Genomic DNA, 24,915 nt, shown 5'->3' on the forward strand with positions numbered 1-24,915 from the left:
TGCCGTCCTTGTCGGCCCGTCATTGGCTCATCAGCTGGAAGAGGCCCAGCATTCCGCCGCCCTTGGAGGAATCCGGCCAGAGGAAGGTGAGCAGCAGGCCGACGATCACCAGCACGGCCGCCGCGGACAGCTTAATGATCTTGATTCGCCGCGCGCGATCCTCGTCGGGGGGCTCCAGCGGCAGCGGCTCCACGTCGATCGGCGGTCGCGGCGCGTCCGGGATCTCGGACTCCTCCTCGTCGAAGTCCGAGCCCTCGATGCGCACCAGCACGCTGGTCTCCGAGATCGATCCCTCATCGCTGTCGGTCGAAAGCAGCTGCACCGCAGCCGATGCCGCGCCGCAAGCCGCCGCCAGCTCCGGCGAGACGTCGACCTGCGGCGGCACCTTCAGCCGCTCGGCGACCAGCTGCTTGAGCAGCGGAACCCGCGCCGTGCCACCGGCCAGCACCACCGCGTCGAGGTCGTCCGGGGTCAGCGTCGCCGACTGCACCGCCTGCAGGACCAGCTCCGGCACCCGCTCGAGGTGCGGGCGGGCGAGCTGCTCGTAGCGGGATCGGGACAAAGCGAATTCTGTTCGCACACCGGGCAATTCCACCCGGATCTGCGCGCCGGACTGCTGCGACAGCGCTTCCTTCGCCCGGACGCACTCGGCGCGCAGGTGCGCCAGCGCGGCCCGCTGGTTCAGGTCGGCGAGGTCCAGCGCTTCCAGCTGATCGCCGAACTCCGCGCGCACCGCCGCGAAGATCTCGTCGTCCAGGTCCTGACCGCTGGGGTGGTCGGCGGCCAGCGTGGAACCGACCACTTCGAAGCCGCGCTGCCTGCGGCGCAGCACCGTGGCGTCCATCCCGCTGCCGCCGATGTTGGCCACCGCGATCGGCTCGTGCTCGGCAACGCGCTGCTTGGCCGCGTAGTCCAGGGCCACCGCCAGCGGTTCCGGCACCATCGTGACCTCGTTCAGCCCGAGCTGCGCCAGGGCCTGCTGCACCAGGCGGATCCGGTGCGGGCCCCAGGTGGCGCTGTGCGCGATCGCGATGTGCTCGGCCGGGTGGCCCTGCCTGCCCGCCACCACGTCGGCGACCCACTCGACCATGGCCGCCACCAGGCGCTGGGCCGGGACGAACTCGCTGCCGACCAGCAGCGGCAGGTCGTCGCCGAGGCGCGCGGTGAAGCCGCGCACCACCCACTCGTGGTGGGCGATCTCCTGGCGCTGAGCGGCCTCACCCGCCACGAACGAACCGTCCTGCACCTTGCACAGCACGGTCGGCACCACCGGCCCGGCGGCCAGCGGAACCGGCGCCGCGGCCGCCCACCTGCTGCCATCGCGGCGGGCGATGGCGGCCGTGGTGGCCGTCGCACCCAGATGAACGCCCAGGACGTAAGGCATGCAATCCCTTCGTGTCACCGGTCGGCCACCATCGGGCGATACCGGTGGTGGCGCAGGGTGGACACAATTTAGCGCGCGCTCAGTTACGCAGAGGTATGAGATGCCCCATGCAAACCCCTAACGGGCCACCTAGTGAATCCCCTAATAGAGATCTGAGTAACTAGGAGTCGTACCCGATGGCTAGGGGCGCTTCACCCCATAGCGTGATCGACACAGGGGTGAGGACCGCGCGACCTCACTCGGAAACCCCAGCCGAGAACCGCTGAGCACATCGGGAGGCCCAACGATGATGAACCCTCAGCACGCGACCGGTCGGGCCGAGTCCTCCACTCCAGACCCCGGGACGCATTCCGCCGGCCTTCCGGAAGAGCCGACGCTGTACGAGTTCCTCACGCGCCTCGTCAGCGACCCGGCCGCCCGGTCGGCCTTCGACACCGATCCGCAAGCCACGCTGGATCAGGCCGGACTCGGGGGAATGAGCGCGACGGACGTACTGCACGCATCGTCGCTCGTCCTCGACTACGCGCCGGTCGAGGTGGTGACGGAATACGGGCGCTCACTCCAGAGCAGCGTCGAGAAGTTCGCTGCGAGCTCCCAGGCCGTCGCGTTCAACCAACTGCATCCCGCACATCCACTAGATCAGGAAGAGCAGAGCATGCTGCAGAACACCCCCGCCCAGCCCGAGGACTTCGGCAAGGACAACGACGTCGACGCCACCCTGCCGGCTCCGGCCCCGGCCCCGTCGAACAACACCGACGTGGACGTCGACATCGAGCAGAACGACTCGCACAACCTGATCAGCATCCACCACGTGCTGAGCGACAACAGCGTCGGCAACGACAACATCATCGGCTCCGTGGTGGGCAACACCGTCGGCCAGGTCGGCGACAGCCTGGACCTCGGCGACGTCACCAACACCGTGGGCAACACGGTCACCGAGGTCAACTCGACCGCCACCCACGTCTTCGACACCAGCGTCGACCTGACCGCCGGTGCGGGCTCCCTGGTCTACGGCGACGTGACCAACGTGGTCGGCAACACCATCAGCGGCGACACCCTGAACATCGTCGGCGACCTCAACGTCGGCAACGTGCTGGGCAACGTCACCAACGGCGACGTGACCGAGATCGTCTCCAACGCCCCGGTCGTCGGCGACGTCGTCACCAACGTCGGTGACACCGTCACCAACGCCCCGCTCGTGGGCGACGTCGTGAGCAACGTCGCCGGCGGCGACATCTCCAGCGTGACCGGTGTCGTCGGTGACGTGACCAGCGTTGCGGGCGACCTGCCGGTCGTCGGCGACGTGGCCGGTGTGGCCGGCGGCGTCGTGGGCGAGGTCCCGGTCGTGGGCGACGCGCTGGGCGGCGTCACCGGTGGCGACGTCAGCATCCTGCCGGTCGACGACGTGACCGCCGCGGTTCCGGCCGCCCCGGTCGAGACCGTCACCGACACCGTCGGCAGCCTGCCGGTCGTCGGCGAGGTCGCCGACACCGCCACCTCGGCCCTGCCGCTGGACCTGGACGGCCTGCTCTGAACGCAGTGAGCGACTGAATGCCGGGATCCGCCGAGCGCGGATCCCGGCATTTCGCGCATTTCCGAGGAATTTCGACGACAGCGGGCGATCGAAACTGTGTGAGTTCAGCCGTTCGGGTTTATCTCTTCGCGATGTCAGGCCACAATCGACGCCGTGATCGAGACGGCGTTGGTGGAACTGATCGATCGCGCGACTGCGGAATGCGCCGAGCAGCAGCGCGCGGATCTGCACAACCGCCTGCGCCAAATCCGGACCAGGGTGCTCGACCCGACGCAGCTGGTGCTGGTCGTCGGCGAATCGAAGCAGGGCAAGAGCGCGCTGGTCAACGCGATAGTGAACGCCCCGGTCTGCGCTTCCGGCGACGACGTCACCACCGTCGTGCCGACCCTCGTGCGGTACGCCGATGAACCGACCGCGCTGCTCATCGAGCACGAGCCCCGGCAGGGCCCGGCCGCGCTGGACCGGACACCGGTACCCATCGAGCAGGTCCGCGAGCACCTGGACCGCGCTCTCGCGCTGGGCCGCCCGGTCACCAGGGGCGAAGTGGGCATTCCGCGCGCCGTGCTGCAGAACGGGCTCGCGCTGATGGACACCCCCGGCGTCGGCAGCGTGTCCTCCTCGCTGACCGCCACCACGCTGGCCGTGGTCGCCGAGGCCGATGCGCTGCTGATGGTCTCCGACGCCACCCAGGAACTGACCACCAACGAGCTCTCCTTCCTCAAGCAGGCCACCGCGCTGTGCCCGAACGTCGCGCTGGTGCTGCCCAAGATCGACCGCACGCCGCACTGGCGGACAGTGCTGGAGACCAACCGCAAGCACCTGGAGAACGCCGGTATCGCGGCCAAGATCTTCCCGGTGTCGGCCAGCATCCGGATGCGCGCGATGCAGGCCAAGAACACCGCGCTGAACACCGAATCCGGCTTTCCGCCGCTGCTGGAATTCCTGCAGACCGAACTGGCGGGCAAGCACGAGCAATCCACCCGGCGGCTGGTCGCGCACAACGTTTCCGAAGCCCTCACCCAGGTCAACGACGCGCTGAAAGCCGAACTCGTCGCGCAGAACCCGCGCACCGCGGCGGAAACGCTGGTCGAGCTGGAAACCGCGCAGCGCCGCGCCGAAGACCTGCGCCGCGTCTCCAACCGCTGGCAGAAGGCGCTCAACGACGGCATCGCCGAGCTCTACGCCGACATCGAGTTCGACTTCCGCGAGCGCGCCTGGGCGATCCTGCACGAGGTCAACGAGGTCTTCGAGGTCGCGGACCCGCTCAAGGTCTGGGACGAGTTCCGCGAATGGCTCGCCGACCGCCTCACCGACGCGATCGTCGACACCTTCGAGTGGATGGAGGCCCGGCAGGAACGGCTCGCCGAGCTGGTCGCCGCGGAGATGCGCGCCGAGCACAGCGTGGACATCCCGGAGCTGGACCGCATCCGCCCACCCGCGCCGCTGGAGGAGGTGCCGGAGCCGAAGCTGCCGAGCCGCAGCGAGTACAAGCGGTTCGACCAGTTCCTCACCGGGCTGCGCGGCTCCTACGGCGGCGTGCTGATGTTCGGCATGATCACCTCCTTCGCGCTGGGCGGGCTGTTCAACGTGGTGTCGATCTCGGCAGGCGTGCTGCTGGGCATCAAGAGCCTCGACGAGGAGAAGGACTCGCGGCTGCGGCGCCGCCAGACCGAGGTGAAGAGCGCCGTCCAGCGCCACGTGGAGCAGGTCATCTTCCACGTGAACCGGGAGGCCAAGACCACCATCCGCACCGTGCACCGCGGCCTGCACGCGCACTACATGCAGATCACCGAGGACGCGCAGATGGAGATCAGCCGGGCCATCCAGGAGATCAAGCGCTCCGCCGAGCGCAGCGCGGTGGACCGCGACCAGCGGGCCCGGGAGATCCGGCAGAAGATGGAAGACCTCACCTCGCTGCGCCGCCGGGTCGCCGTGCTCACCCAGAACCGGATCACCGCGGCATGACCGGAGAAGCCCTGCTCGACCGCGCCCGCGCGCTGCTGATCCGCACGATGACCTTCTACCGCGACGACCCGCGCACCTCGACCTGGCTGCGCGGCCGGCTGGAACGGCTCGACCAGCCGCTGCGCATCGCGGTCAGCGGCCGGGTCAAGGCGGGCAAGTCGACGCTGATCAACGCGCTGGTCGGCACCGAGCTCGCCCCGACCGACGCCGAGGAGCGCACCCAGGTCACCACGTTCTACCAGTACGGGCCCGAACCGAAGATCCTGGTGCACACGCCGCAGGGCACGGTGCAGAACGTACCGGTGTCCACATTGGACGCGGGAACCATCCGCGACCTGCAGCACTGGCGCCCGGACGAGGTGTCGCGGCTGGTCATCGAATCGCCCACGCCCGGGCTGCAGGCCATCACGCTGATCGAGACGCCGGGCGTGGCTTCGGCGGCGGTGCAGGAGACCGGGCGCTCGGCGCTGGCCCAGATCCTGTCCGAGGCCGACGCCGTGCTGTACCTGACGCGCTACCCGCGGCAGACCGACCTGCAGTTCCTCCAGTCGGTCAACGAGCTGCACACCGCCCGCAGCGTCCCGATCAGCACGATCGTCGCGTTCTCCCGCGCCGACGAGACCGGCAGCGGCGGACCGGACGGGCTGCAGGCGGCCGAGCGGATCGCCGAGAAGTTCCGCAACGACCCGACGCTGCGCTCCTTCGCCCAGCACCTGATCCCGGTGGTCGGACTGCTCGGGCAGGCGGTGACGACCATGACCGACGAGGACTTCACCGCGCTGGCCAACCTGGCCCGGCTGTCCCAGAATGACCTGGAAGCGTTGCTGCTGTCCGCGGACCGGTTCGTCAACAGCAAGATCGAGTCGATCCCCGGGCCCATCCGGCAGCGGCTCTTCGAGCGGTTCGGGCAGTTCGGCCTGGGCCGCGCGCTGACGCTCCTGCGCAGCGGGGTCACGGAGCCGAAGAAGCTGCGCACGGCGCTGCTCGACGAGAGCGGCCTGAACTCGCTGCACGAGACCGTGCACCAGCAGTTCGTGGAACGCCAGGACGCGCTGCGGGCTCGATCTGCGCTGTTGGCCGTGGACATGGTGCTGCGCGCCAACCCGCGTCCTGGTGTGCAGCAGCTGCAGGGCGAGTTCGAGCGCATGCTGGCCAACGCGCACGAGTGGGACGAGCTGCGACTGCTGTCGGCGCTGGATTCCGGCCAGGTGCGCTTCGCACGGCCGCTCCAGGCCGAGGCGAAGCGCCTGCTCGGCGCGTTCGGGAGCAGCCCGCAGGAGCGGCTGGGCCGCGACGACGGAGCGCTGGCGGAGGAGGCTGCGGCCGCGCTCGCCCGCTGGCGGCAGCAGTCGGTGAACCCGCTGCACGACCGAGTCCACCGCGACGCGGTGCGGACCGTTCTGCGCAGCTGCGAGCGCCTGGTGGTCAACCAGGCGAACGCTCCGCAGCGACCCGCCCAGCCCCGCCCTTCGCAGCAACAGCCCGTTCAGCAACCCGCGCAGACTGGGCAGCACCAGCAACCTGCGCAGCAACAGCGCGGACGGCGTTCTTCGGAGGGCCAGCACCGCTCGGGGCATCATCAGGTAGTGCAGCCCCAGCAGGTGCAACAGCCTCGGCGCCGACGCGCGGCGCACCAGGCCCCGCAGCAGGCTCAGCACCCGCAAGATCCGCCCGGCGCGCACTCCCGTCCCTAGAAATTCCGTTTCCAGCCAGAGGATTTGGAGAGTTGCGGTGCACATCGTCCAGCGCGCTTACGACCACCTCGACGTGACCGCGTTCGTGGAGCGGTTGCAGGCCGAGTACACGCGGATCTACGGCGCCCCGGACGAATCCCCTGCCGACGCCGCCCAGTTCAGCCCGCCGAGCGGGGGTTTCTGCGTCGGTTACGAAGGCGGAACCGCCGTGGCGATGGGCGGTTGGCGCCGGCGGGACGGCGGACGTGCCGAGCTCAAGCGCATGTACGTGCCCGACGAGCACCGGGGCAACGGCTACTCCCGCGCGATCCTCACGTGGTTGGAGAACGCGGCCGCGGCGGACGGAGCTGTGGAGATGGTGCTGGAGACCAATCAGCGACACCCGGCAGCGCTCGCCCTGTACCGCTCGGCCGGGTACACAGAGGTCGAGCCGTTCGGCTACTACGCGGACGACCCGCTCACGGTCTACCTCGGCGTCCCGCTGCCCCGACGGGTCTGATGCGCCCTAGCCGTCGTCGAAAGCGACGAGCACCTCGGAGAAATCACCTTCGCGGAGCGCCTGCGTCGGGATGAGGAAGTGCAGCGACCCGCCTTCCGGGAACTCCCAGCCGCCGATGTTGCTGGAGAGCCGGAGGAGATGCGTGTACTCGCCCCGGCGGTCCGGGAGCGGATCGCCCGGCTGCACCGACAGCGGCCAGCCGAAGGCTTGATCGACACCGCCTGCCGGATACTCGTCGCCCAGGTGCTTCCCGGTGAACAGGTCGATCCGCACATCCCAGCACAGGAACGCGACGGGCTCGGCGCTTTCCGCGGCTTCGGCGGAGGTGCGCGCCCGGATCGCCCGTGAACCGGATTCCGCTCTCGTGCGGAGAACAGGATGTACGAGGACGGACGGGGAAGGGCATCCATGAGTTCACCAGCGCTCGACGGCGACGTCGAGGACGACGCTTCGATCATCGGGAGATCGACGCGGGATCCCGACCACTTCGCCGCGATATTCGACCGGCACGCGCCGCTGATCCACCGGTACCTCGCCCGCCGCGTCGGCGGGGACATGGCCGACGACCTGGTGGCCGAGACGTTCCTGATCGCCTTCCGCAAGCGGCAGGGCTACGACCCGGGCAGGGCGGATGCCAGGCCGTGGCTGTACGGGATCGCGACGAAGGTGGTCAGCCAGCACCGCCGCCAGGAAGAACGCACCTACCGGTACCGCAACGCCATCGCTCCGGTGCCGGACGAGCTCGGCCACGCGGACCGGGTCGCCGCGCAGGTCAGCGCGCAGGCCATGGGGCCCGTGCTCGGCGCCGCGCTGGCGAAGTTGTCGCAGAAGGACCGCGATGTCCTGCTTCTCGTCGCCTGGGAGGACCTGTCGTACGAGGAAGTCGCGACCGCGCTGGGAATTCCGGTCGGCACCGTGCGGTCGCGCCTGAACCGGGCCCGGAAGAAGACTCGCGCCGTGCTCACCGCCGAAGGCAGCACCTCGAACCGCCAGGAGGTCGTTCGCAATGGACGTTGACGAGATGAAGCTGATCAAGGAGTTCGGCGACTCCACCCCGCTTCCCGACCGAAGGCAGCTCCTGCCGGCGCGAAACCGGCTGGTCGTCGCCGCGGCCGCGGAACGCGCCGGTTCAGCGCCCGCGAAGCGGAGCTGGGGACGGCGCTGGGCCTGGCCGACCGGGATGACCGTCGGCCTCGCCGCAGCGATCTCCGGTGTTCTCGCGCTCGCCCCGGCAGGCGAAGTCGGCGGCGGAGCACCGGTCGCGAGCGCCGAGGCGGCCCAAGTGCTGCACAGCGCGGCCGACGCGGCGCTGAAGGCCCCCTTCACCCCGCCACGGCCGGATCAGTTCGTCTACATGCGGGCCGAGAACGTCTACGGCACTCACGAGTCCTGGAGTTCGGTCGACGGGACGCACGACGGCCGCTACGCGCAGTACGGGGAGGAGCCGGGAACGCATCCAGGCTGCCGGGACGGCAAAGCCGCTGTTTACAAGGGCCCGGAGCCCATCCCGGGCGAGTTCGAGAGCTGCACTCCGGATCCCCGCTACATCCCGGACCTGCCGACCGATGCCGACGCGATGCTGGCCTATCTGAAGGAACCGGGGCACACGCGCGATCCGAACAGCGCCTACCACATGGGCGAGGCTGTCCGGCACCTCATCTCCAGGCAGTACATGCGGCCGGAGTCGCGAGCGGCGCTCTTCGAAGCCGCCGCCAAGATTCCCGGCATCACGGTGGTCCGGGACGTGGCGGACCCGAGCGGCAGGCCTGGCATCGGGATCTCCTTCCCCAGCTCGGACGGCACCCCGCACATGCTGATCTTCGACCGCGACAGCTACGCCTTCCTGGGTACGGAGTTCGAGGCGCGGATGGAATACGCGATCGTGGACGAGGTCGGCCAGCTTCCCTGATCCGCCCTGCGGCGGTTGCCCGCAGGGCGCCGAGAACCTGCTCGGCCCAGCTGGTTCTCAGCGGAATCGCCTCGATTCCGGAAGCCGCGATTGCCCGGGAGCTGGAGATCCCGGGCAATCGCGATCCGCTCATCACCACGACCGTATTGTCCACAGTGGATTGTACCGCGTGGTTGCCGAAATCTGCGGGAAAAGCTGATGTCTTGGGAGCCGACCCGGGACATGAGCACGTGGTCAGCAGCGTCGCCGCGGTCAGCCCTGGACCTTGGCGGCGATCTTGTCGCCGGTGTCCTTGTCGACGCTGCGCCAGTAGTCCAGCGCCCGCTCCAGGACCGGCTTGGACACACCACCCGAGAGGTGGCCCGCCACGTTGTCCACGAACCGCGCCCGCTCCGCGTCGTTGAAGACGTTGCGGACCATCGCACCGGGCTGGCCGAAGTCGTCGTCCTCGGAGTGCAGCCGGTACGCCGAGCGGATCACCTCGTGCTCGATCCCGGCGGCCGAGTCGTCGTTGCCGTAGGCCGGATCAGCGCGCGGGCCGTCGTAGGAGTTCGGCACGTACACCGGGTCCGACCCGATGCTGAACCGCATCGCGCCGTCCTTGGAATAGCTGTTCACCGGTGCGATCGGCTGGTTGACCGGCAGGTCCGTGTAGTTGGTGCCGATCCGGTAGCGGTGCGCGTCCGGGTAGGAGAACAGCCTGCCCTGCAGCATCTTGTCCGGGGACGCGCCCACGCCGGGCACCATGTTGGACGGCTCGAAGGCGGCCTGCTCGATCTGGGCGAAGTAGTTGTCCGGGTTGCGGTTCAGCACGAACCGCCCGACCTCGATCAGCGGGTAGTCGCCGTGCGGCCACACCTTGGTCAGGTCGAACGGGTTGAACCGGTAGTCCGCGGCGTCCTCGAACGGCATGACCTGGACGTGCAGCGTCCAGCTCGGGTGCTCGCCCGACTTGATCGCGGTCCACAGGTCGCGGATGTGGTGGTCGGCGTCCTCACCGGCCAGCCTGCTTGCTTCTTCCTGGGTCAGGAAGTCGTGGCCCTGGTCGGTCTTGAAGTGGTACTTCACCCAGAACTTCTCGCCCGCCCCGTTGATCCACGAGTAGGTGTGCGAGCCGTACATGTTCATGTTGCGCCAGGTGCGCGGGATGCCGCGGTCGCCCATCAGCCAGGTCACCTGGTGCGCCGACTCCGGGCACCGGCTCCAGAAGTCCCACTGCATGTCGTGGTCGCGCAGGTGGTTGTCGGCGCGGCGCTTCTGCGAGCGGATGAAGTCCGGGAACTTGATCGCGTCGCGGGATGAAGAACACCGGGGTGTTGTTGCCGACGAGGTCGTAGTTGCCCTCGCTGGTGTAGAACTTCATCGCGGTGCCGCGCGGGTCGCGCCAGGTGTCCGGCGAGCCCAGCTCACCGGCGACCGAGGAGTAGCGCACCAGCGTGTCGGTCCTCGTTCCCGGCTGGAACACCGCAGCCCTGGTGAACTGGCTGACGTCCTCGGTGACCTCGAAGAAGCCGAACGCACCGCCGCCCTTGGCGTGCACCACGCGCTCGGGCACCCGCTCGCGGTTGAACTGCGCGTTCTTCTCGATCAGGTAGTGGTCCTGCAGCAGAACGGGGCCGTTCGGGCCGGCGGTCAGCGAGTGGTCGTCGCTGGCCACCCGGATGCCTGCGTTGGTCGTCGTGGGTCGTGCCGAACTCACGATCGTCCTCCTCATGGTGGTGGCTGAGGCCCTGCGGGCCCGGTACCGAGGACCGGCAGTCGGGGCAGCGCGCCACCACGCGGGACGAGTCCGGAGACCACCCCTATATCGGCAGGTCGCGCAGGGTTTCGTAGATCCGCTCGACCACCGCTCGGCGACGCGCCATCAAACGCGCGGCCGCCGGGTCGGGGGTCGCCCTTCCTTCCGGCACGACCAGTTCGGCGGCGCGCTCCAGTGAATCGAACTCGCCCAGAGCCCGCCACCCGAGCAGCACCGCGCCGAGCCCGGAGCCGCCGCTGCCCTCCGCCAGGTCCAGGTCGATGTCGAGCGCCGCCGCGATGGCGTCCGCCCAGACCCGGCTCCGGAAGCCACCGCCGGTGGCCCGCACCGCGCGGACCTCCGCACCGGAGTCGCGCACCGCGTCGAGCACCAGCGCGAGCTGCTGCGCCACGCCTTCGACGACCGCGCGGGTCATCTCGGCGCGGCCGTGCGAACGCCGCAGGCCCAGGAACGAGCCGGTCAGGCCCGGTTCCCACCACGGCGCCCGCTCGCCGAGCAGGTACGGCAGGGCGATCAGCCCCTCCGCTCCGGGCGGCACGGCCGCCGCTTCGTCGAGCAGCTCGGCCACGTCCACGCCGAACGCCTCGGACGCCCACTGGGCGGCGACCCCGCCGTTGCTCACGGCACCGCCGATCACCCACAGCCCGTCGGCCAGCGCGTAGCTGAACGTCCGGCAGCGCTCGTCGACGCCGGGCTTGTCCCGGGTCACGCGGAGCGCCCCGCTGGTGCCCAGCGAGAGCGCGGCCACGCCTGGCTGCACCGCACCGACGCCGAGGTTGGCCAGCGGACCGTCGCCACCGCCGAGCACCACCGGTAAGCCCTCGGGCAGCCCGACGGCCTGGGCCACCTGCGCTGTCAGCGGCATGGTCGTCGTCGGCGAGTGGATCTCCGGCAGCTGCTCGGCGCGGACGCCCGCGACCTCCAGCGCCGGTTCGTGCCACTGCAACGTCGACATGCTCTGCAGCCCGCTCCCGGAGCTCAGCGAGTACTCGGTGACGAGCTCCCCGACGAAGTCCGCGACCACGAAGTCCTTCAGCGCGCACCAGCGCACCACGTCACGGGTGAGGTCGGCCTGACTCCCGGTCAGCCAGGCCAGCTTGACCATGACCGACTGGGTGTGGACCGGAGTACCGGTCGCACGGTGCAGCGCCGAAGCCGCGTCGCGGTCGGACCGGATCCGCGCCGCGACGTCGGCCGCACGGGTGTCCGCCCAGTTGAAGGCCGGCGTGGCCGGAGCGCCGGACGAGTCGAGCCCGACCAGCGTGTGCATGGCGGTGCTGAAGGACAGCCCGGCCACCTCGTGCCCGTGCTCCTTCGCCCATGCCACGCACTCGGCCAACGCTTCGATGGCGGCGTCCCGCACCTGCAGGGCGTCCTGCGTCGCCTCACCGGACTCGTCGGTCCGCAGCGGGTAACCGCGCTCGGTCTGGTGCAGCACCCGAGCGTCGGTGCCAGCCGCGACGACCTTCGTCGCCGTGGTGCCGAGATCGATGCCGAGAACAACCGGGGCAGGGCTCATGCCCCCAACCTATCCGCCGAACGCAGCAACCGATTCGCTCAGGGCACACCCCCGGACCGCCGATGCCCGAGCAGCTCCAGGTCAAGGCACATCCGCACGGACTCGGTCGAGGTGAACCGACCGCCACCTCGCCAAGCGATGCGGTAAACGTCACCAGCGAGACGGTAGTCGGTGAGCGTCACCGATGGCTCCGGATCAACTTGCCAGTAGAGGGGAATCCCCGCCGTGGCGTACTCGCTGCACTTCGTCACGGTGTCGAGCGTCCTGGAACCTGGCACGCTCACCTCGACTACGCCGAGGAGATCCGACGCGGACAGCATCTGCATGTCCTGGTCGATCAACCTGGTCGGCACGATGGCCACATCCGGCACCCGAACGGTGGGCGGCCATCGTTCCTCCACGACGACTTCCATTCCGCATATCGGTTCCCATTCATCCGGCAGCACATCTTCCAGTTCAAAGGCCATCGAGTACGCGACACGTTGGTGCCACGTACCGGGCCGAGGCGCGCCGGTCAGCACTCCTTCCTGCAGTTCGTAGTGGCGTGAGCGGTCCTCGGGGAGCGCCGCGTATTCGGTCAGGGTCAGCAGGTGGTCAGGCCACGTAATGGGTTTCATGGGTCCACAGTGGCGAATGGGGCGCCGCGGGTTCAAGGAGAATTAGGAATGAACACACGTTCGAATGAATCTTGAATCCGTTGTCGCGCAACGAAAAAGCGCCTTCCTCCCGAAGCCAGGAGGAAGGCGCCCTGTCGAGCCGGGGCTTACTTCGCGAGGGTTTCGGCGATCTCGTAGGTGTTGAGCGCCGCGCCCTTGCGGAGGTTGTCACCGCAGACGAAGAAGTCCAGCGTGTTCGGGAAGTCCAGCGCCTGGCGGACGCGGCCCACGTAGGTCGGGTCCTCGCCGACCACGCCGGCCGGGGTCGGGAACACGCCGTTGTCGTGGTCGTCCTGCAGCACGATCGTCGGCTGCGCCTCGAACAACCGGTGCGCCTGCTCCACGGTCACCTCGCGCTCGAAGGTGGCGTGCACCGCCAGCGAGTGCGTGGTCACCACCGGCACCCGGACGCAGGTCGCGGAGACCTTCAGGTCCGGGATGCCCAGGATCTTGCGGGACTCGTTGCGGACCTTGAGCTCCTCGGAGGTCCAGCCGTCGTCCTTGCGGGAACCGGCCCACGGCACCACGTTCAGCGCCAGCGGAGCCTTGAACGGCGTCTCCGCGGGCAGCCCGGCCGCGGCCAGCGCCTCGGCGACGTCACCGGCGCGCTCCCCGACGCCCTTGCCCGCCACCGCGGCGATCTCCGCCTGCAGCCGGTCGATGCCTTCCTGACCAGCACCGGAAGCGGCCTGGTAGGAGGAGACGACCAGCTCGCGCAGGCCGAACTCGCGGTGCAGCGCGCCCAGCGCCGCCATCATCGACAGCGTGGTGCAGTTCGGGTTGGCGATGATGCCCTTGGGCCGCTCGTTCGCCTTCTCCGCGTTGACCTCGGGCACCACCAGCGGCACCTCGGGGTCCATCCGGAACGCACCGGAGTTGTCCACCGCGATCGCGCCGCGCTCGGCCGCCACCGGGGCCCACTGCGCGGAGACCTCGTCCGGCACGTCGAACAGCGCGATGTCCACGCCGTCGAACGCCTCCGGCGCGAGCTCCACCACGGTGTGCTCCTGGCCGCGCACGGTGATCTTCTTGCCCGCCGACCGCGCGGAGGCGATCAACCGGATCTCGCCCCACGGCACCGTCTCGCGGTTGTTGATGATGTCGATCATCACGGTGCCGACCGCGCCGGTCGCACCCACGATTGCCAGCGTCGGCGCCATCAGCGACCACTCCCCGCGTACACAACAGCTTCTTCATCGCCACCGAGCTCGAACGCCTCGTGCAGCGCGCGCACGGCGTCGTCGAGCTGGGTGTCCTGGATCAGCACCGAGATGCGGATCTCCGAGGTGTTGATGATGTCGATGTTCACCCCGGCGTTGGACAGCGCCTCGCAGAACGTCGCGGTGACGCCCGGGTGCGACCGCATCCCGGCGCCGACCAGCGAGACCTTGCCGACCTCGTCGTCGTAGACGACCTTGTAGAAGCCGACTTCCTCCTGGATCTTCTCCAGCTCGGCGACCGCCACCGCACCGTTGCTGCGCGCCACGGTGAAGGTGATGTCGGTGAGACCCGAGTCGGTGCTGGAGACGTTCTGCAGCACCATGTCGATGTCGATCTCGGCGTCGGCGACCACGCGGAAGATGCGGCCCGCGACGCCGGGGTTGTCGGGCACACCGCGCACGGTGACCTTCGCCTCGGACCGGTCGTGCGAGACGCCGGTGATCATGGCCTGTTCCACGGAAAGATCCTCCACTGAGCCGGACACGGTCGTACCGGGCTTGGGCGAGTAAGAAGAGCGGACGTGCAGCGGGACGCCGTAGCGGCGCGCGTACTCCACGGCGCGCAGGTGCAGCACCTTCGCGCCGGTGGCCGCCATCTCCAGCATCTCCTCGTAGGTGATGTGCTCGAGGTGCTTGGCGTTGGGCACGATGCGCGGGTCGGCGGTGTAGATGCCGTCGACGTCGGTGTAGATCTCGCACACGTCGGCGTTCATGGCCGCGGCCACCGCGACCGCGGTGGTGTCCGAGCCGCCCCGGCCGAGCGTCGTGATGTCCTTGGTGTCCTGCGCCACACCCTGGAAGCCGGCGACCAGGACGACCTGGCCCTGGTCCAGCGCCTCCTGCACGCGTCCGGGGGTGACGTCGATGATCCGGGCGTTCTGGTGCGCCGAGGTGGTGATCACCCCGGCCTGCGACCCGGAGAACGAGCGGGCTTCCGCACCGAGCGACTCGATGGCCATCGCGACCAGCGCGTTGGAGATCCTCTCCCCGGCGGTCAGCAGCATGTCGAGTTCGCGCTCCGGTGGAGCTGGGTTGACCTGTTTGGCGAGGTCGAGCAGCTCGTCAGTGGTGTCTCCCATCGCCGAGCACACGACCACGACGTCGTTGCCCGCCTTGCGGGTCTCGACGATGCGTTCGGCGACCCGTTTGATGCGATCGGCACTCTCAAGCGAGGATCCGCCGTACTTCTGGACGACGAGCGCCACGTGAAACAAACCTCCTCGACCGCTGCGGTCGCCCCGGGCACGGGTTGTCCCCGCACTGACACCGGTGGACGAAGAGCGCCAACGCGCCGCGGCGCGTAGGTTGCCCCAGCGACCGAGCAGTCGACAGCGTCGGCCGCTACCGGCCGAAACGGCCTTCTACCAGGTCGCTCCGCTGCCGGACTAGCCTACCGAACCGACACCGCCCGACCCCAGCCCCAGCGGTCGCCACTACCCTGTGAGACTCGATTGTCGACAAGCGCGGAGGACTGGGTTGCCCACCACTCCAGGTGCGATCGAGCCGCCCATGGGGAATCTCGGAAACAGCCCCGCTATCCAGCGGAAACAATCCGGAGGCACGGCGCTGGACCGGCTGTTGGACGGCTCGCCGCAACGGCGTCGGCTGATCGTCGCCATCGCGCCGGCTGTGGTTTACCTCGCAATTCGTCTGGTCGGCCTGCTGGTGCTCGCCTGGCTGTCCGCGGCCAACGACGAAGCGATCCTGGACAACCTGCGCGCCTGGGACGGGCAGTGGTACCTGGAGATCGCCCAGAACGGTTACGGCGGCGTGGACCCGAGCATGGTCGACGGCTTCGGGAACCGGTACCCGGAGACGCCGCTGGCCTTCTTCCCCGGCTACCCGCTGCTGATCATGGCGTTCGCGCTGATCCCGGGCGTCAGCGCGACCGGCGGCGCGATCACCGCGAGCCTGGCCTGCGGGGTGGCCGCGGCCTACGGGCTGGCGCGGCTGGGCCGCCGGATCGGCGGTTCCGAGGGCGTCGGGCTGCTGCTGGTGGTGCTGTTCGCCGCGGCGCCGATGTCGGTGGTGCTGTCGATGGCCTACTCGGAGGCGCTGTTCTGCGCGCTGGCGATCTGGGCGCTGATCGGGGTCATCGAGCGGAACTGGCTGCTGGCCGGGCTGTGCTGCGCGGCCGCCGGCCTGGTGCGGCCGACCGCAGCGGCGCTGATCGGCGTGATCGGGCTCGCCGCGCTGGTCGCCATCGTGCAGCGGAAGGACACCTGGCGCCCGTGGCTGGCGATGCTGCTCGCGCCGAGCGGGATGCTGCTCTACATCGGCTGGGTGGGGATCCAGACCGGCAACCCGACCGGCTACTTCGCGCTCCAGCAGCGCGGCTGGTCGTCCCAGTTCGACGGCGGTGTCGCCACCGGGCAGTTCCTGCTGGAGTCGCTGACCACGGAGAAGTCGGTCTTCGAGACGTTCACGACGTGGGTCGTGCTGGCCGCGCTGGTGCTGATGGTGCTCTGCCTGCGGCAGCGGATGCCGTGGCCGCTGCTGGTGTTCGCCGCCGCGGTGCTGGTGCTGGACCTGGGCTCGGACGGCTTGATGTACTCGAAGGTGCGCCTGATGCTGCCGGCGTTCCCGCTGCTCATCCCGGTGGCGATCGGGCTGGCGCGGCGCCGGACGACCACTGCGGTGACGGTCGCGGTGCTGCTGGTGTTCTTCGGCTCGTGGTTCGGCGCCTACTCGCTCACGGCCTGGCAGTACGCGATCTGAGCCTGCGGTGGACAGCGGCGGGCGCGGTCGACAGACTCGCTGGGCGACGACCTGGGAGGTGTCCCGTGACCGCTGAGGACTACACGGTCGAGGTTCCGGCGAGCAAGCCCGCGCAGACGTCCGTGCCGGTGCACCCGCTGCTGGCGGAGCGCTGGAGCCCGCGCGCGATGGATCCGTCGACGACGTTGAGCGACGAGCAGTTCACCGCGCTGTTCGAGGCCGCCCGGTGGGCGCCGTCGTGGGGCAACACCCAGCCCGCGCGCTACATCGCGGCGCGGCGCGGCGAGCCGGCCTTCGACCGCATCCACGGCACGCTGTCGCGCGGCAACAAGGGCTGGACCAGCAACGCCGCCGCGCTGGCGATCGGCGTGGCGCAGCTGGTCGACGACGACGGCGAGCCGCTGCCCTACGGCGAGTACGGCGTGGCGCTGGCGACGCAGAACCTGGTGCTGCAGGCCGTCGCCGAGGGCCTCTACGGGCACCAGATGGCCGGGTTCGACCGGGACGCGGTGCGCGCGGAGTTCGGCGTCCCGGCCGAGTTCGAGCCGGTCGTGGCCGTCGCGGTCGGCGGCCTGGGGACCTTGGCGGGCATGCCCGAGCGGCTGCAGGAGAAGGAGCTCCGCCCCCGCATCCGCAAGCCCCTGGCGGAGCTCGTCTTCACCGACTGGGGCCGGCCGCGGTTCTGAGCCCGCGACCAGCTTGCGCGTCAGCGCGGGGTTCGCGGCGTGATCAGGCCGGTTTCGTAGGCCGCGATCACGAGTTGGGCCCGGTCCCGGGCGTGCAGCTTGGCGAGCAGTCGGCCGATGTGGGTCTTCACCGTCGGCATCGTCAGGTGCAGGCGTTCGGTCAGCTCGGCGTTGGACAAGCCGCGGGCCACCAGAGCGAGCACTTCGAGCTCCCGGCCGGTCAGCGAGTTCAGGGCGCTGGCCGGGATCGCGGGCGGCTTCGGACTCCGGGCGAACTCCGCGATCAGCCGCCGGGTCACCGACGGCGCCAGCAGCCCGTCGCCTGCCGCCACCACCCGGATCGCGGCGAGCAGGTCGGCGGGCGGGGAACAGCGCAGTTCGCCGGAGCGGCGTGCTTGACGACGTTGGTGAGCGATTCCTGCACGATCCGGTAGACGGCCAGCGCGACGCCGGAGGGCGGATTCCCGGTTCCGGTGATCTCCAGGTCGACGGTCACTCCGGCGTCGATCGTGCGATCGACGAGCCCGCGCAGCGCCGCGAGGTCCGGAACCGGTTGGCGGGGCAGCGGTTCGGCGGGCGCGAACCGGAGCACTCCGAGCATGTCGCGCATCTCCAGCAGCGCGCTGCGACTGGTGCTCTCGATGCTGCGCAGCGCTTCCCGGGCTTCGGCGGGCCGCTGCTCGGCGATGTGGTTGGCGACGCCTGCCTGCACCGCGATGAGGCTCAGGTTGTGCGAGACGATGTCGTGCAGTTCCCGAGCGATCCGCAGCCGTTCCTCGGCTCGGATGTGCTGCGTCTCGCGTTCGGCGGCGGCGTCGCGCTGCCGGAAGTGCGCACCGGCAGCCCAGGCACCACCGGACAGCAGCCCGAAGAGGCCGACCAGCCCTGACGAATCGGCGATGCTGCCGGAAGGCGTGAGAAAGGCCTCTCCCGCGACGAGTCCGATCGCGACCACGAGCAGCGCGATGAGCGCTGCGGGCAACGAGCGCCGCGGCGGCTCGTACCGCCCAACGGCGTGCAGAGCGAGGGCCGTGGCGATGTAGGGCTCGCGGGTGATGTCGAGCAACGTCGCCGACGCGGAAGCCACCACCACGACGGCGAGCACCGGCAACGGCCATCTGCGGCGGGCTGCGACCGGCAGGCCGACCGCCGCCGCGACCACCCAGCCGAGCCATGCCGGGCCGACGAAGACCGGCAGCCCGTCGGTGGGCTCCAGCATCGCGAACGAGACGTATGCGGCGGTGATCGCCACGCCCACAGCGGCATCGACGAGGACGAGGCGGTTGGCGAGCACATCGCGACACTAATCGCGCCGTCGACGGTGTTCATCGGACCGAGGCAGGTCATACCCGGGTATGACGCGGGAATCCGTACCTCGGCCCGATGCCCGGACGGGCTCGGCGGCCGAGAGTTCACCGCATGACGCACACTCGCTTCCCCGGCGGGCTCGCACTGGTTCTCGGGCCGCTGCTCATGCTGGCCGGAGCTCTGCTTCGGGCCGGGCACGACTTCTTCTTCCCGGACCAGCTCGCGGCCTTCGCCGCCGAACCGGTGCTGATCCAGGTCGCCTACGGCGCGTTCCTGATCGGCAACGTGGTGCTGTGGCCGGGTGTGGTGCTGCTGGCGGTGCGGATCGGCGAAACCCGTCCCGGCTGGGCCCTCTGGGGCGGGATGCTGACCGTTTTCGGGCTTTTCGCCCGCGCGTTCCACGCCGGCGTCGACCACCTGGCCTTCCAGCTGGTGGACCTGCGGGGCGTGGCATCCGCGACGAGCCTGGTGAGCGATGCCTACGGCGCCTACCACGTGATGAGCGCGCTGAACCCGGCGATCATGGCCGGCTGGGTGGTCCTGGCGTTCGGCGCGTGGCGGGCCGGGGTTCTCGGGCCGTTCCGGGCGGTGGCGCTGGGTCTGATGGCAGCGCTGCCGATCGGTGTCCTCAAAGGAACCACCGCGATGTCGGTGGTCGCGCTGGCCGGACTCGCGGTGGCCCTGGTGTCGCTGGGCCACCAGGAGCTGCGCACCGCGCCCCGCACGCCGGTCCGTCGAATCGCCCTCACCGCAGCGGCGGTCGTCGTGATGGCATCCGTCGGAACGCTCGGCTGATGCCGAACCGCTCGTGAGCGTTTTGGGGCGCCATAGCGCCCCAAAACGCTCACGGCCTTTGACCACCGAGGACCCGAGCGCTAGTGGTCGCGCAGACGGCGCAGGGCGAGCAGGCCTCCGATACCGGGGATGAGCGCGAGCCAGCGGGCCGCGGGCGGCGCCGGGACCAGGAACGTGGCCGCGATGACGACCAGGTAGGCCATGCCGTGCAGCGGCCCGACCAGCGACGACACCCCGCCGATGTGCACCGTGAACAGGTTGATCAGCAGGAGTGCCAGGGATGCGGCCTCGGCCGCGGCGGCGATCCGGAGGGCGCGCACTCAGGCTCCCGTGGTCGAGCCGGGGCGGACGATCATCAGGACCACGACGATCGCCCAGAGCACGTTGAAGACGCCGGTGATCATGGCCAGCCGACCCACCGTGCCGAGCATCTCGCGCGGCTTGTCGAGCAGTCGGCGCTGGGCGGGCAGGACCGCCAGCGCGAGGACGGCGGCGGCGACAGCGGTGAGCGCGATCGACACGAGCAGCCAGGCGTCGGTCAACACGCCGAGCTGAGCACCGGTGGCGACGCCGAACACCGGGACGGCGATCCCGAACACCGCGTATCCGCGGCAGATCCGGTGCAGCACCGCGGCGATCGCGGCGGAACGCTCCTGGTCGTCGACGGCTTGGCGGGCGAAGCGGGGGAACATCGAGGCGGCGACGGCGATCGGTCCGACCGCCAGGATCGCCGCGATCACGTGTATCGACAGCAGCAGCTTGGTCACGCTGGCCCCTCTCGGCTCTATATGTTGCCTGCCAACATATACGCAGCCAATGTTCGATGTGTAGGCTCTCGACTTATGAGGGCTGATGCGGTGCGAGGGCACCTGGACGGGCTGCTGCTCGCGGTGCTCGAATCCGGCCCGCTGCACGGCTACGCGATCATCACCGCTGTGCAGCGCCGCAGCGGCGGTGCGCTGGCGCTGCGCACGGGCACGATCTACCCGGCGCTGAACCGGCTGGAGCGCCTCGGGTTCCTGCGCAGCACCTGGCAATCCATCGGCGAGCGACGACGGCGCTGCTACGAGCTCACCGACTCCGGTCGCCGCGGCCTGGACACCGAGCGCAGCGCGTGGGACGAGTTCACCAGCGCGATCGGTTCGGTGCTCAACCCCGGGCGCGCCATATGAGCGATCCCGTCGAGCACTACGTCGCAGACCTCTCGGCAGCGCTTCGCGGACCGGCCCGGGCCAAGGCCCGGATGGTCGACGAGATCCGCGACGGCCTCGCCGAGACCATCGCGGCCCACTCCGACCACGGCCTGCCGCACGAGCAGGCCGTCGAGCGCGCGCTGCGCGAGTTCGGCACCGTCGAGGAGCTCGTGCCCAGCTGCCAGCAGGAACTCACGATCGCGCAGACCCGGCTCACCGCGGCCAAGCTCGTCATCGTGGTCGGATTCCTGATCGCCTGCGGCCACGTGGTCTGGACGGTCGGCGGCTGGCAGCTCCCGGCAGCGGCGCAGCTCATGATCGGCATCGCGGCGACGGCGGCCACGCTCGCCGCGGCGGCGTTCGCCGCGACCGGGTTCCTCACCCGCTGGGTCCCGGCGCCGGAGGGCCTGCCGACCCTGGTGGGCTGGGCAAGCAGCACGGCCAGCGTGGCGATGCCGTTCGCGGCGCTCGCGCTGGCCACGACCTCGCCGCTGGACAGCACGTGGCCGTCGATCGCGCTCACGGCGGTGGTCGCGGTGGGCTCGCACGTGGTGCTGGCGGCATCGGCCCGCACCTGCCGGGAATGCGCCCGCCTACCGGTCGAATAACCCGGCTGATCGCTCCGAGCACGGACGGCTGCCCTGTTTCCGCTGGTGGTCGCCCGTGAGTGGTTTGTGCTGCTATAGCAGCACAAAACGCTCACGGGACGGTTCCTCGAAGAAACCTGGCCGGGCGCCCGAGCGGAACCTGGTGTGGGCTCAGTCCGGAGCGTTGGTCGCGGCTTTCGCGCAGCGGTCGGCCAAGCGGGCGAAGGCTTCTTTGAGCTCTGGTGGGCCGATCACCTCGATGTCCGCGTCGAACCTGGTGATGGTGGCCGCCAGTCCTGGCCAGGACCAGGAGCCCAGGATGAGGCGGCAGCGGTTCGGGCCGAGTTCCTCCACCACTCCGTCCCGGGCGAATCGGGAGACCACGGCCGCCGGGAGGTCGAGGACCACTTCGCCGTGGCAGGGCCAGGTTCCGGTGCTGTCGGTTCCTTTGAAGCGGTTGAGGACGAAGGCCGCGACGTCTCCGCCGGGCACTTCTCGCGGCGTGAAGCGGGGGCCGGTCGGGATGCGCGGGGTGATCCGGTCCGCGCGGAAGGTTCGCCAGTCGTCGCGATCGAGGTCCCAGGCGACGAGGTACCAGCGCCTGGCCCAGGTGACGAGGTGGTGCGGCTCCACCCGGCGCGGATCTCCCGAGGCGTAGTCGAAGCGCAGGATCTCGCGGGCGCGGACGGCGGCACCGAGCGCGATCAGGACGTTGCTGTCGACCTGCGGGATCGAGCTGGGAACGGCCGTCACCTGGAGCGCGTCGATCCGGGTGCGCAGGCGCGCGGGCATGACCTGCCGGACGGTGTTCAGCGCGCGCACGGCGGCTTCGTCGATGCCGGCTCCGCTGGTGGTGGCGATCTGGAGCGCGATGGCGAGCGCCACGGCCTGCTCGTCGTCGAACAGCAGTGGCGGCAGCTCGGCGCCGGGTTCGAGCCGGTATCCGCCGTCGGGGCCCTTGACGGCCGCGATGGGGTAGCCGAGTTCGCGCAGCCGGTCGACGTCGCGGCGCACGGTGCGCTGGCTGACCTCGAGCCGCTCGGCCAGCGCCGCGCCCGGCCAGTCCCGGCGGGCTTGGAGCAGCGAGAGCAACGCGAGCAGTCGCGCCGAAGTCTTCGGCATGTCTTCCATACTGGCCGAAGAAGAGGACAACCCTGTCCTCTTCACCTGAAATGGTCGTGCCATGAACAACCTCGACGCCGAGCGCACCGCGCTGATCACCGTGCTCGCCACCGTCCGAACCACCCTGACCAACACCGTCCGCGGGCTCAGCGACGACCAGCTCGGCGAGCGGCCGACGGTCAGCGAGCTGTGCCTGGGCGGTCTGATCAAGCACGTCGCGGCCGTCGAGGAGATGTGGCTGCGCTTCGCCCTCGAAGGCCCGTCCGCCGTGAGCTACGCGATGCCCGACGGCGTGACCTGGGCAGACATCGCCGCCGGGACCGCGCGCGAGTTCCCGCAGTGGATGATCGACAACCTGAACAACTTCAAGATGCTGCCCGGCGACACGCTGACCTCGATCGTCGAGCGCTACGAGAAGGTCGCCGCTCGCAGCGAGGAGATCATCGCCGACATCGACTTGTCGACATCGCACCCGCTGCCGGAAGCGCCGTGGCACGAGCCCGGTACGGCGTGGAGCGTGCGTCAGGTGCTGTTGCACGTCATCGCCGAAACCGCCCAGCACGCCGGGCACGCCGACATCCTGCGCGAGACGATCGACGGCCACAAGGCGTTCTGAACGGGAGAAACCGCTCCATGACGGTCCTCGACGCCCGCGCGCTCAACCGCGCGACGCTCGCCCGGCAGCTGCTGCTCGACCACTCCGATGCGACGGCGCTCGACGCGGTTTCGCACTTGTGCGGCCTGCAAGCGCAGGAACCGCAGGAACCGTTCGTCGGACTTTGGTCGCGGCTGCGCGCGTTCGACCCGGCGGCGCTCTCGGAGCTGCTGGTCGAACGGCGCGTGGTGCGGGTTCACCTGATGCGGCGCACCGTTCACCTCGTCACCGCCGACGACGCCGTGGCCTGGCGGGCTCGCCACGATGCCATGCTGCGCCAACGGGTTCTCGGCGTTTACCGCGACGAGCTGGCCGGTGTCGACCTGGCGGAACTCACCGCTGCGGGACTCGAGGTCATGGCCGATGGCGAGCCGCGTTCGATGCCGGAGATCGCGCGCGAACTCGCCGACCGCTGGCCGGATGCGGGAACGCGGGCGCTGGGCGAGATGCTGTTCGCCGCGCTCATCCCGGTGGTGCAGCTGCCGCCGCGAGGGCTGTGGCGACAGAAGGGCGGAGTCCGCAACGCCCTGCTGTCTTCCTGGTTGGGCCGCGAAATCGACCCGCCGTCCGCGAACGGCGCCGACCCGGCCGGCGAGGAGCTGGTGCGGCGCTACCTCGCGGCGTTCGGGCCCGCGACCTCCACCGACCTGCGCACTTGGTGCGGCTTGGCCGGACTGCCGCGCGCGGTGGCCGCGATCCGAGAGGAGCTCGTCTCCTTCCGCGACGAGCGGGGCCGAGAACTGCTGGATCTCCCCGACGCCCCGCGTCCCGACCCCGGCACTCCCGCGCCGGTGCGGTTCCTGCCCGCGTTCGACAACGCGATCCTCGGCTACCACGACCGCAGCCGGATCATCGACGACGAGCACCGCGGCCTGTCGGTCGCCGGTGAACGCGTCGTCCTGGTCGACGGCCGCGTAGCCGCGACCTGGACCGTCGACGACGGAGCAGTGAAGGTCAGCCCGCTGCGCGCGCTTTCCCGGGCCGATCGCACCGAAGTCGCCGACCAAGGCCGGGAACTCGCGGCCTTCCTCTCCGACGGCGAGAGCGACCGCGTCACCATCGCCGCATGAGGTCGTGAGTGCGAAACAGGGCTGGAAGACTGTTACGCACTCACGACCACCCACACGGGATCAGCCCAGGAAAGCCAGGACTCGTTGCCAGGTCTGCTCGGCGGCAGCCGGATCGTGGTCGGGCAGTTCGGGGTCGGTGTAGAAGTGACCCGCTCCTGAGTAGCGGAAGACCTCCAGATTCACGCCGTGCTTCTCGGCTTCCTGCTGGAGAGATTCGACGCGCTCCTGCGGTGCGAACTCGTCCGGATCGGCGGCGTGCAGCTGCACCTTGATGCCGCGACGGACCGGTGTGGGGAGTTCCGGGGCGGCGTGGAGGAGGACGACCGCCGCTGTCTCCGGGCGCTCGGGCCAGAGGTCCGCAGCGACCTGGGTTCCCATGGAGAGACCGGACAGCACCGTGTCGGCGGGTAAGTCCGCGAGGCTCTTCCTGGCGCGGTCGAGGAGCGTTGACCAGCCGATCTGGTCGAGCAGCTGGAAGCCGGCGTCGATGGTGGACGCGGTCTCGCCCGCGAAGAGGTCGGGCGTGGTGACCTCGTGGCCTGCACTTCTCAGCCGCTCTGCGGCGAGGTGTTCGGCGGAGCGGAGACCGAGGACGGAATGGAACAGCACGATGTGGGCCACCTGAGCATCGTGCCGCACCGA

24 protein-coding genes and 2 pseudogenes are annotated in these 24,915 nt (G+C 69.9%); 13 read left to right on the forward strand and 13 right to left on the reverse strand.

Features of this window, described 5'->3' with window-relative positions:
* Positions 1–19: 19 nt before the first annotated feature.
* Positions 20–1,384, reverse strand: a complete 1,365-nt coding sequence (locus ATL45_RS11600; protein WP_093158042.1) for an Hsp70 family protein — start codon at positions 1,382–1,384, stop codon at positions 20–22.
* Positions 1,385–1,670: 286 nt separating this feature from the next.
* Here ATL45_RS11600 and ATL45_RS11605 point away from each other — a divergent pair, with 286 nt between their 5' ends.
* From ATL45_RS11605 to ATL45_RS11620, 4 genes are all read left to right on the forward strand, one after another.
* Positions 1,671–2,918 (forward strand): IniB N-terminal domain-containing protein, encoded by a 1,248-nt coding sequence (locus tag ATL45_RS11605; protein WP_093158043.1) that lies wholly within the window; start codon positions 1,671–1,673, stop codon positions 2,916–2,918.
* Between the two features lie 153 nt (positions 2,919–3,071).
* Positions 3,072–4,883 (forward strand): dynamin family protein, encoded by a 1,812-nt coding sequence (locus tag ATL45_RS11610; protein WP_093158045.1) that lies wholly within the window; start codon positions 3,072–3,074, stop codon positions 4,881–4,883.
* Positions 4,880–6,577: a dynamin family protein gene (locus tag ATL45_RS11615; RefSeq protein WP_246025289.1), complete on the forward strand. Its 1,698-nt coding sequence runs from the start codon at positions 4,880–4,882 to the stop codon at positions 6,575–6,577. The genes ATL45_RS11610 and ATL45_RS11615 overlap by 4 nt, the downstream gene beginning before the upstream one ends.
* Before the next feature lie 37 nt (positions 6,578–6,614).
* Entirely contained in the window at positions 6,615–7,076 is a 462-nt protein-coding gene (locus tag ATL45_RS11620; protein ID WP_093158046.1) for a GNAT family N-acetyltransferase, read from the forward strand.
* Between the two features lie 6 nt (positions 7,077–7,082).
* Here ATL45_RS11620 and ATL45_RS11625 read toward each other — a convergent pair whose 3' ends face one another.
* Entirely contained in the window at positions 7,083–7,349 is a 267-nt protein-coding gene (locus ATL45_RS11625) for a DUF1963 domain-containing protein (RefSeq protein WP_093158048.1), read from the reverse strand.
* 135 nt (positions 7,350–7,484) lie between these two features.
* Between ATL45_RS11625 and ATL45_RS11630 the strand changes: the two genes are divergently transcribed.
* Both ATL45_RS11630 and ATL45_RS11640 read left to right on the forward strand, forming a co-directional pair.
* Positions 7,485–8,093 (forward strand): RNA polymerase sigma factor, encoded by a 609-nt coding sequence (locus tag ATL45_RS11630; RefSeq protein ID WP_093158049.1) that lies wholly within the window; start codon positions 7,485–7,487, stop codon positions 8,091–8,093.
* Positions 8,083–8,985: a CU044_5270 family protein gene (locus ATL45_RS11640; protein WP_093158051.1), complete on the forward strand. Its 903-nt coding sequence runs from the start codon at positions 8,083–8,085 to the stop codon at positions 8,983–8,985. Before ATL45_RS11630 ends, ATL45_RS11640 begins: the two co-directional genes overlap by 11 nt.
* A gap of 252 nt (positions 8,986–9,237) precedes the next feature.
* Here the strand turns inward: ATL45_RS11640 and ATL45_RS11645 are convergent.
* The 5 genes and pseudogenes from ATL45_RS11645 to ATL45_RS11665 all read right to left on the reverse strand — a co-directional run bounded on the left by ATL45_RS11645 (position 9,238) and on the right by ATL45_RS11665 (position 15,344).
* A pseudogene (locus ATL45_RS11645) lies at positions 9,238–10,699 on the reverse strand (catalase).
* Between the two features lie 88 nt (positions 10,700–10,787).
* Positions 10,788–12,263: a gluconokinase gene (locus tag ATL45_RS11650; RefSeq protein WP_093158052.1), complete on the reverse strand. Its 1,476-nt coding sequence runs from the start codon at positions 12,261–12,263 to the stop codon at positions 10,788–10,790.
* A gap of 38 nt (positions 12,264–12,301) precedes the next feature.
* Positions 12,302–12,880, reverse strand: coding sequence for a Uma2 family endonuclease (locus ATL45_RS11655; RefSeq protein ID WP_093158054.1), 579 nt, complete (start codon positions 12,878–12,880; stop codon positions 12,302–12,304).
* 146 nt (positions 12,881–13,026) lie between these two features.
* Positions 13,027–14,079 (reverse strand): aspartate-semialdehyde dehydrogenase, encoded by a 1,053-nt coding sequence (locus ATL45_RS11660; protein WP_093158055.1) that lies wholly within the window; start codon positions 14,077–14,079, stop codon positions 13,027–13,029.
* Complete coding sequence (locus tag ATL45_RS11665; protein ID WP_093158057.1) at positions 14,079–15,344, reverse strand: aspartate kinase; 1,266 nt, start codon at positions 15,342–15,344, stop codon at positions 14,079–14,081. The genes ATL45_RS11660 and ATL45_RS11665 overlap by 1 nt, the downstream gene beginning before the upstream one ends.
* 304 nt (positions 15,345–15,648) lie before the next feature.
* On the opposite strand from ATL45_RS11665, the gene ATL45_RS11670 reads away from it, so the two are divergent.
* Together ATL45_RS11670 and ATL45_RS11675 are read left to right on the forward strand one after the other, a co-directional pair.
* Complete coding sequence (locus ATL45_RS11670) at positions 15,649–16,857, forward strand: putative hexosyltransferase (protein WP_246025290.1); 1,209 nt, start codon at positions 15,649–15,651, stop codon at positions 16,855–16,857.
* Positions 16,858–16,922: 65 nt separating this feature from the next.
* Positions 16,923–17,543, forward strand: a complete 621-nt coding sequence (locus ATL45_RS11675) for a nitroreductase family protein (protein WP_093158060.1) — start codon at positions 16,923–16,925, stop codon at positions 17,541–17,543.
* Positions 17,544–17,563: 20 nt separating this feature from the next.
* On the opposite strand, the pseudogene ATL45_RS11680 reads toward ATL45_RS11675, so the two are convergent.
* Positions 17,564–17,920, reverse strand: a pseudogene (locus ATL45_RS11680) (response regulator transcription factor); the annotation flags it as partial.
* Positions 17,839–18,837: a sensor histidine kinase gene (locus ATL45_RS39605; RefSeq protein ID WP_093158061.1), complete on the reverse strand. Its 999-nt coding sequence runs from the start codon at positions 18,835–18,837 to the stop codon at positions 17,839–17,841. The gene ATL45_RS39605 and the pseudogene ATL45_RS11680, both read right to left, overlap by 82 nt.
* Before the next feature lie 125 nt (positions 18,838–18,962).
* On the opposite strand from ATL45_RS39605, the gene ATL45_RS11690 reads away from it, so the two are divergent.
* Positions 18,963–19,646, forward strand: coding sequence for a hypothetical protein (locus tag ATL45_RS11690; protein ID WP_093158063.1), 684 nt, complete (start codon positions 18,963–18,965; stop codon positions 19,644–19,646).
* A gap of 80 nt (positions 19,647–19,726) precedes the next feature.
* On the opposite strand, the gene ATL45_RS11695 is transcribed toward ATL45_RS11690, so the two are convergent.
* Both ATL45_RS11695 and ATL45_RS11700 read right to left on the reverse strand, forming a co-directional pair.
* Complete coding sequence (locus ATL45_RS11695) at positions 19,727–19,966, reverse strand: DUF3817 domain-containing protein (RefSeq protein ID WP_093158064.1); 240 nt, start codon at positions 19,964–19,966, stop codon at positions 19,727–19,729.
* Positions 19,967–20,413 (reverse strand): hypothetical protein, encoded by a 447-nt coding sequence (locus tag ATL45_RS11700; protein WP_093158066.1) that lies wholly within the window; start codon positions 20,411–20,413, stop codon positions 19,967–19,969.
* A gap of 75 nt (positions 20,414–20,488) precedes the next feature.
* Here ATL45_RS11700 and ATL45_RS11705 point away from each other — a divergent pair, with 75 nt between their 5' ends.
* Positions 20,489–20,818: a helix-turn-helix transcriptional regulator gene (locus ATL45_RS11705; protein WP_093158067.1), complete on the forward strand. Its 330-nt coding sequence runs from the start codon at positions 20,489–20,491 to the stop codon at positions 20,816–20,818.
* Positions 20,815–21,447 (forward strand): permease prefix domain 1-containing protein, encoded by a 633-nt coding sequence (locus ATL45_RS11710; protein WP_093158069.1) that lies wholly within the window; start codon positions 20,815–20,817, stop codon positions 21,445–21,447. The genes ATL45_RS11705 and ATL45_RS11710 overlap by 4 nt, the downstream gene beginning before the upstream one ends.
* 150 nt (positions 21,448–21,597) lie before the next feature.
* Here the strand turns inward: ATL45_RS11710 and ATL45_RS11715 are convergent, their stop codons facing one another.
* Positions 21,598–22,548: a helix-turn-helix transcriptional regulator gene (locus ATL45_RS11715; protein ID WP_093158204.1), complete on the reverse strand. Its 951-nt coding sequence runs from the start codon at positions 22,546–22,548 to the stop codon at positions 21,598–21,600.
* Between the two features lie 61 nt (positions 22,549–22,609).
* Here ATL45_RS11715 and ATL45_RS11720 point away from each other — a divergent pair, with 61 nt between their 5' ends.
* Positions 22,610–23,164 carry a DinB family protein gene (locus ATL45_RS11720; protein ID WP_093158070.1) on the forward strand — a complete coding sequence of 185 codons (555 nt, stop codon included), beginning with the start codon at positions 22,610–22,612 and terminating at the stop codon, positions 23,162–23,164.
* A gap of 17 nt (positions 23,165–23,181) precedes the next feature.
* On the forward strand, positions 23,182–24,273 hold the full coding sequence (locus ATL45_RS11725) for a winged helix DNA-binding domain-containing protein (RefSeq protein ID WP_093158072.1): 1,092 nt from the start codon (positions 23,182–23,184) through the stop codon (positions 24,271–24,273).
* A gap of 60 nt (positions 24,274–24,333) precedes the next feature.
* Here ATL45_RS11725 and ATL45_RS11730 read toward each other — a convergent pair whose 3' ends face one another.
* Positions 24,334–24,894 carry a dienelactone hydrolase family protein gene (locus ATL45_RS11730; RefSeq protein ID WP_093158073.1) on the reverse strand — a complete coding sequence of 187 codons (561 nt, stop codon included), beginning with the start codon at positions 24,892–24,894 and terminating at the stop codon, positions 24,334–24,336.
* Positions 24,895–24,915: the final 21 nt, after the last annotated feature.

The organism is Saccharopolyspora antimicrobica (assembly GCF_003635025.1).
Taxonomy (GTDB): domain Bacteria; phylum Actinomycetota; class Actinomycetes; order Mycobacteriales; family Pseudonocardiaceae; genus Saccharopolyspora; species Saccharopolyspora antimicrobica.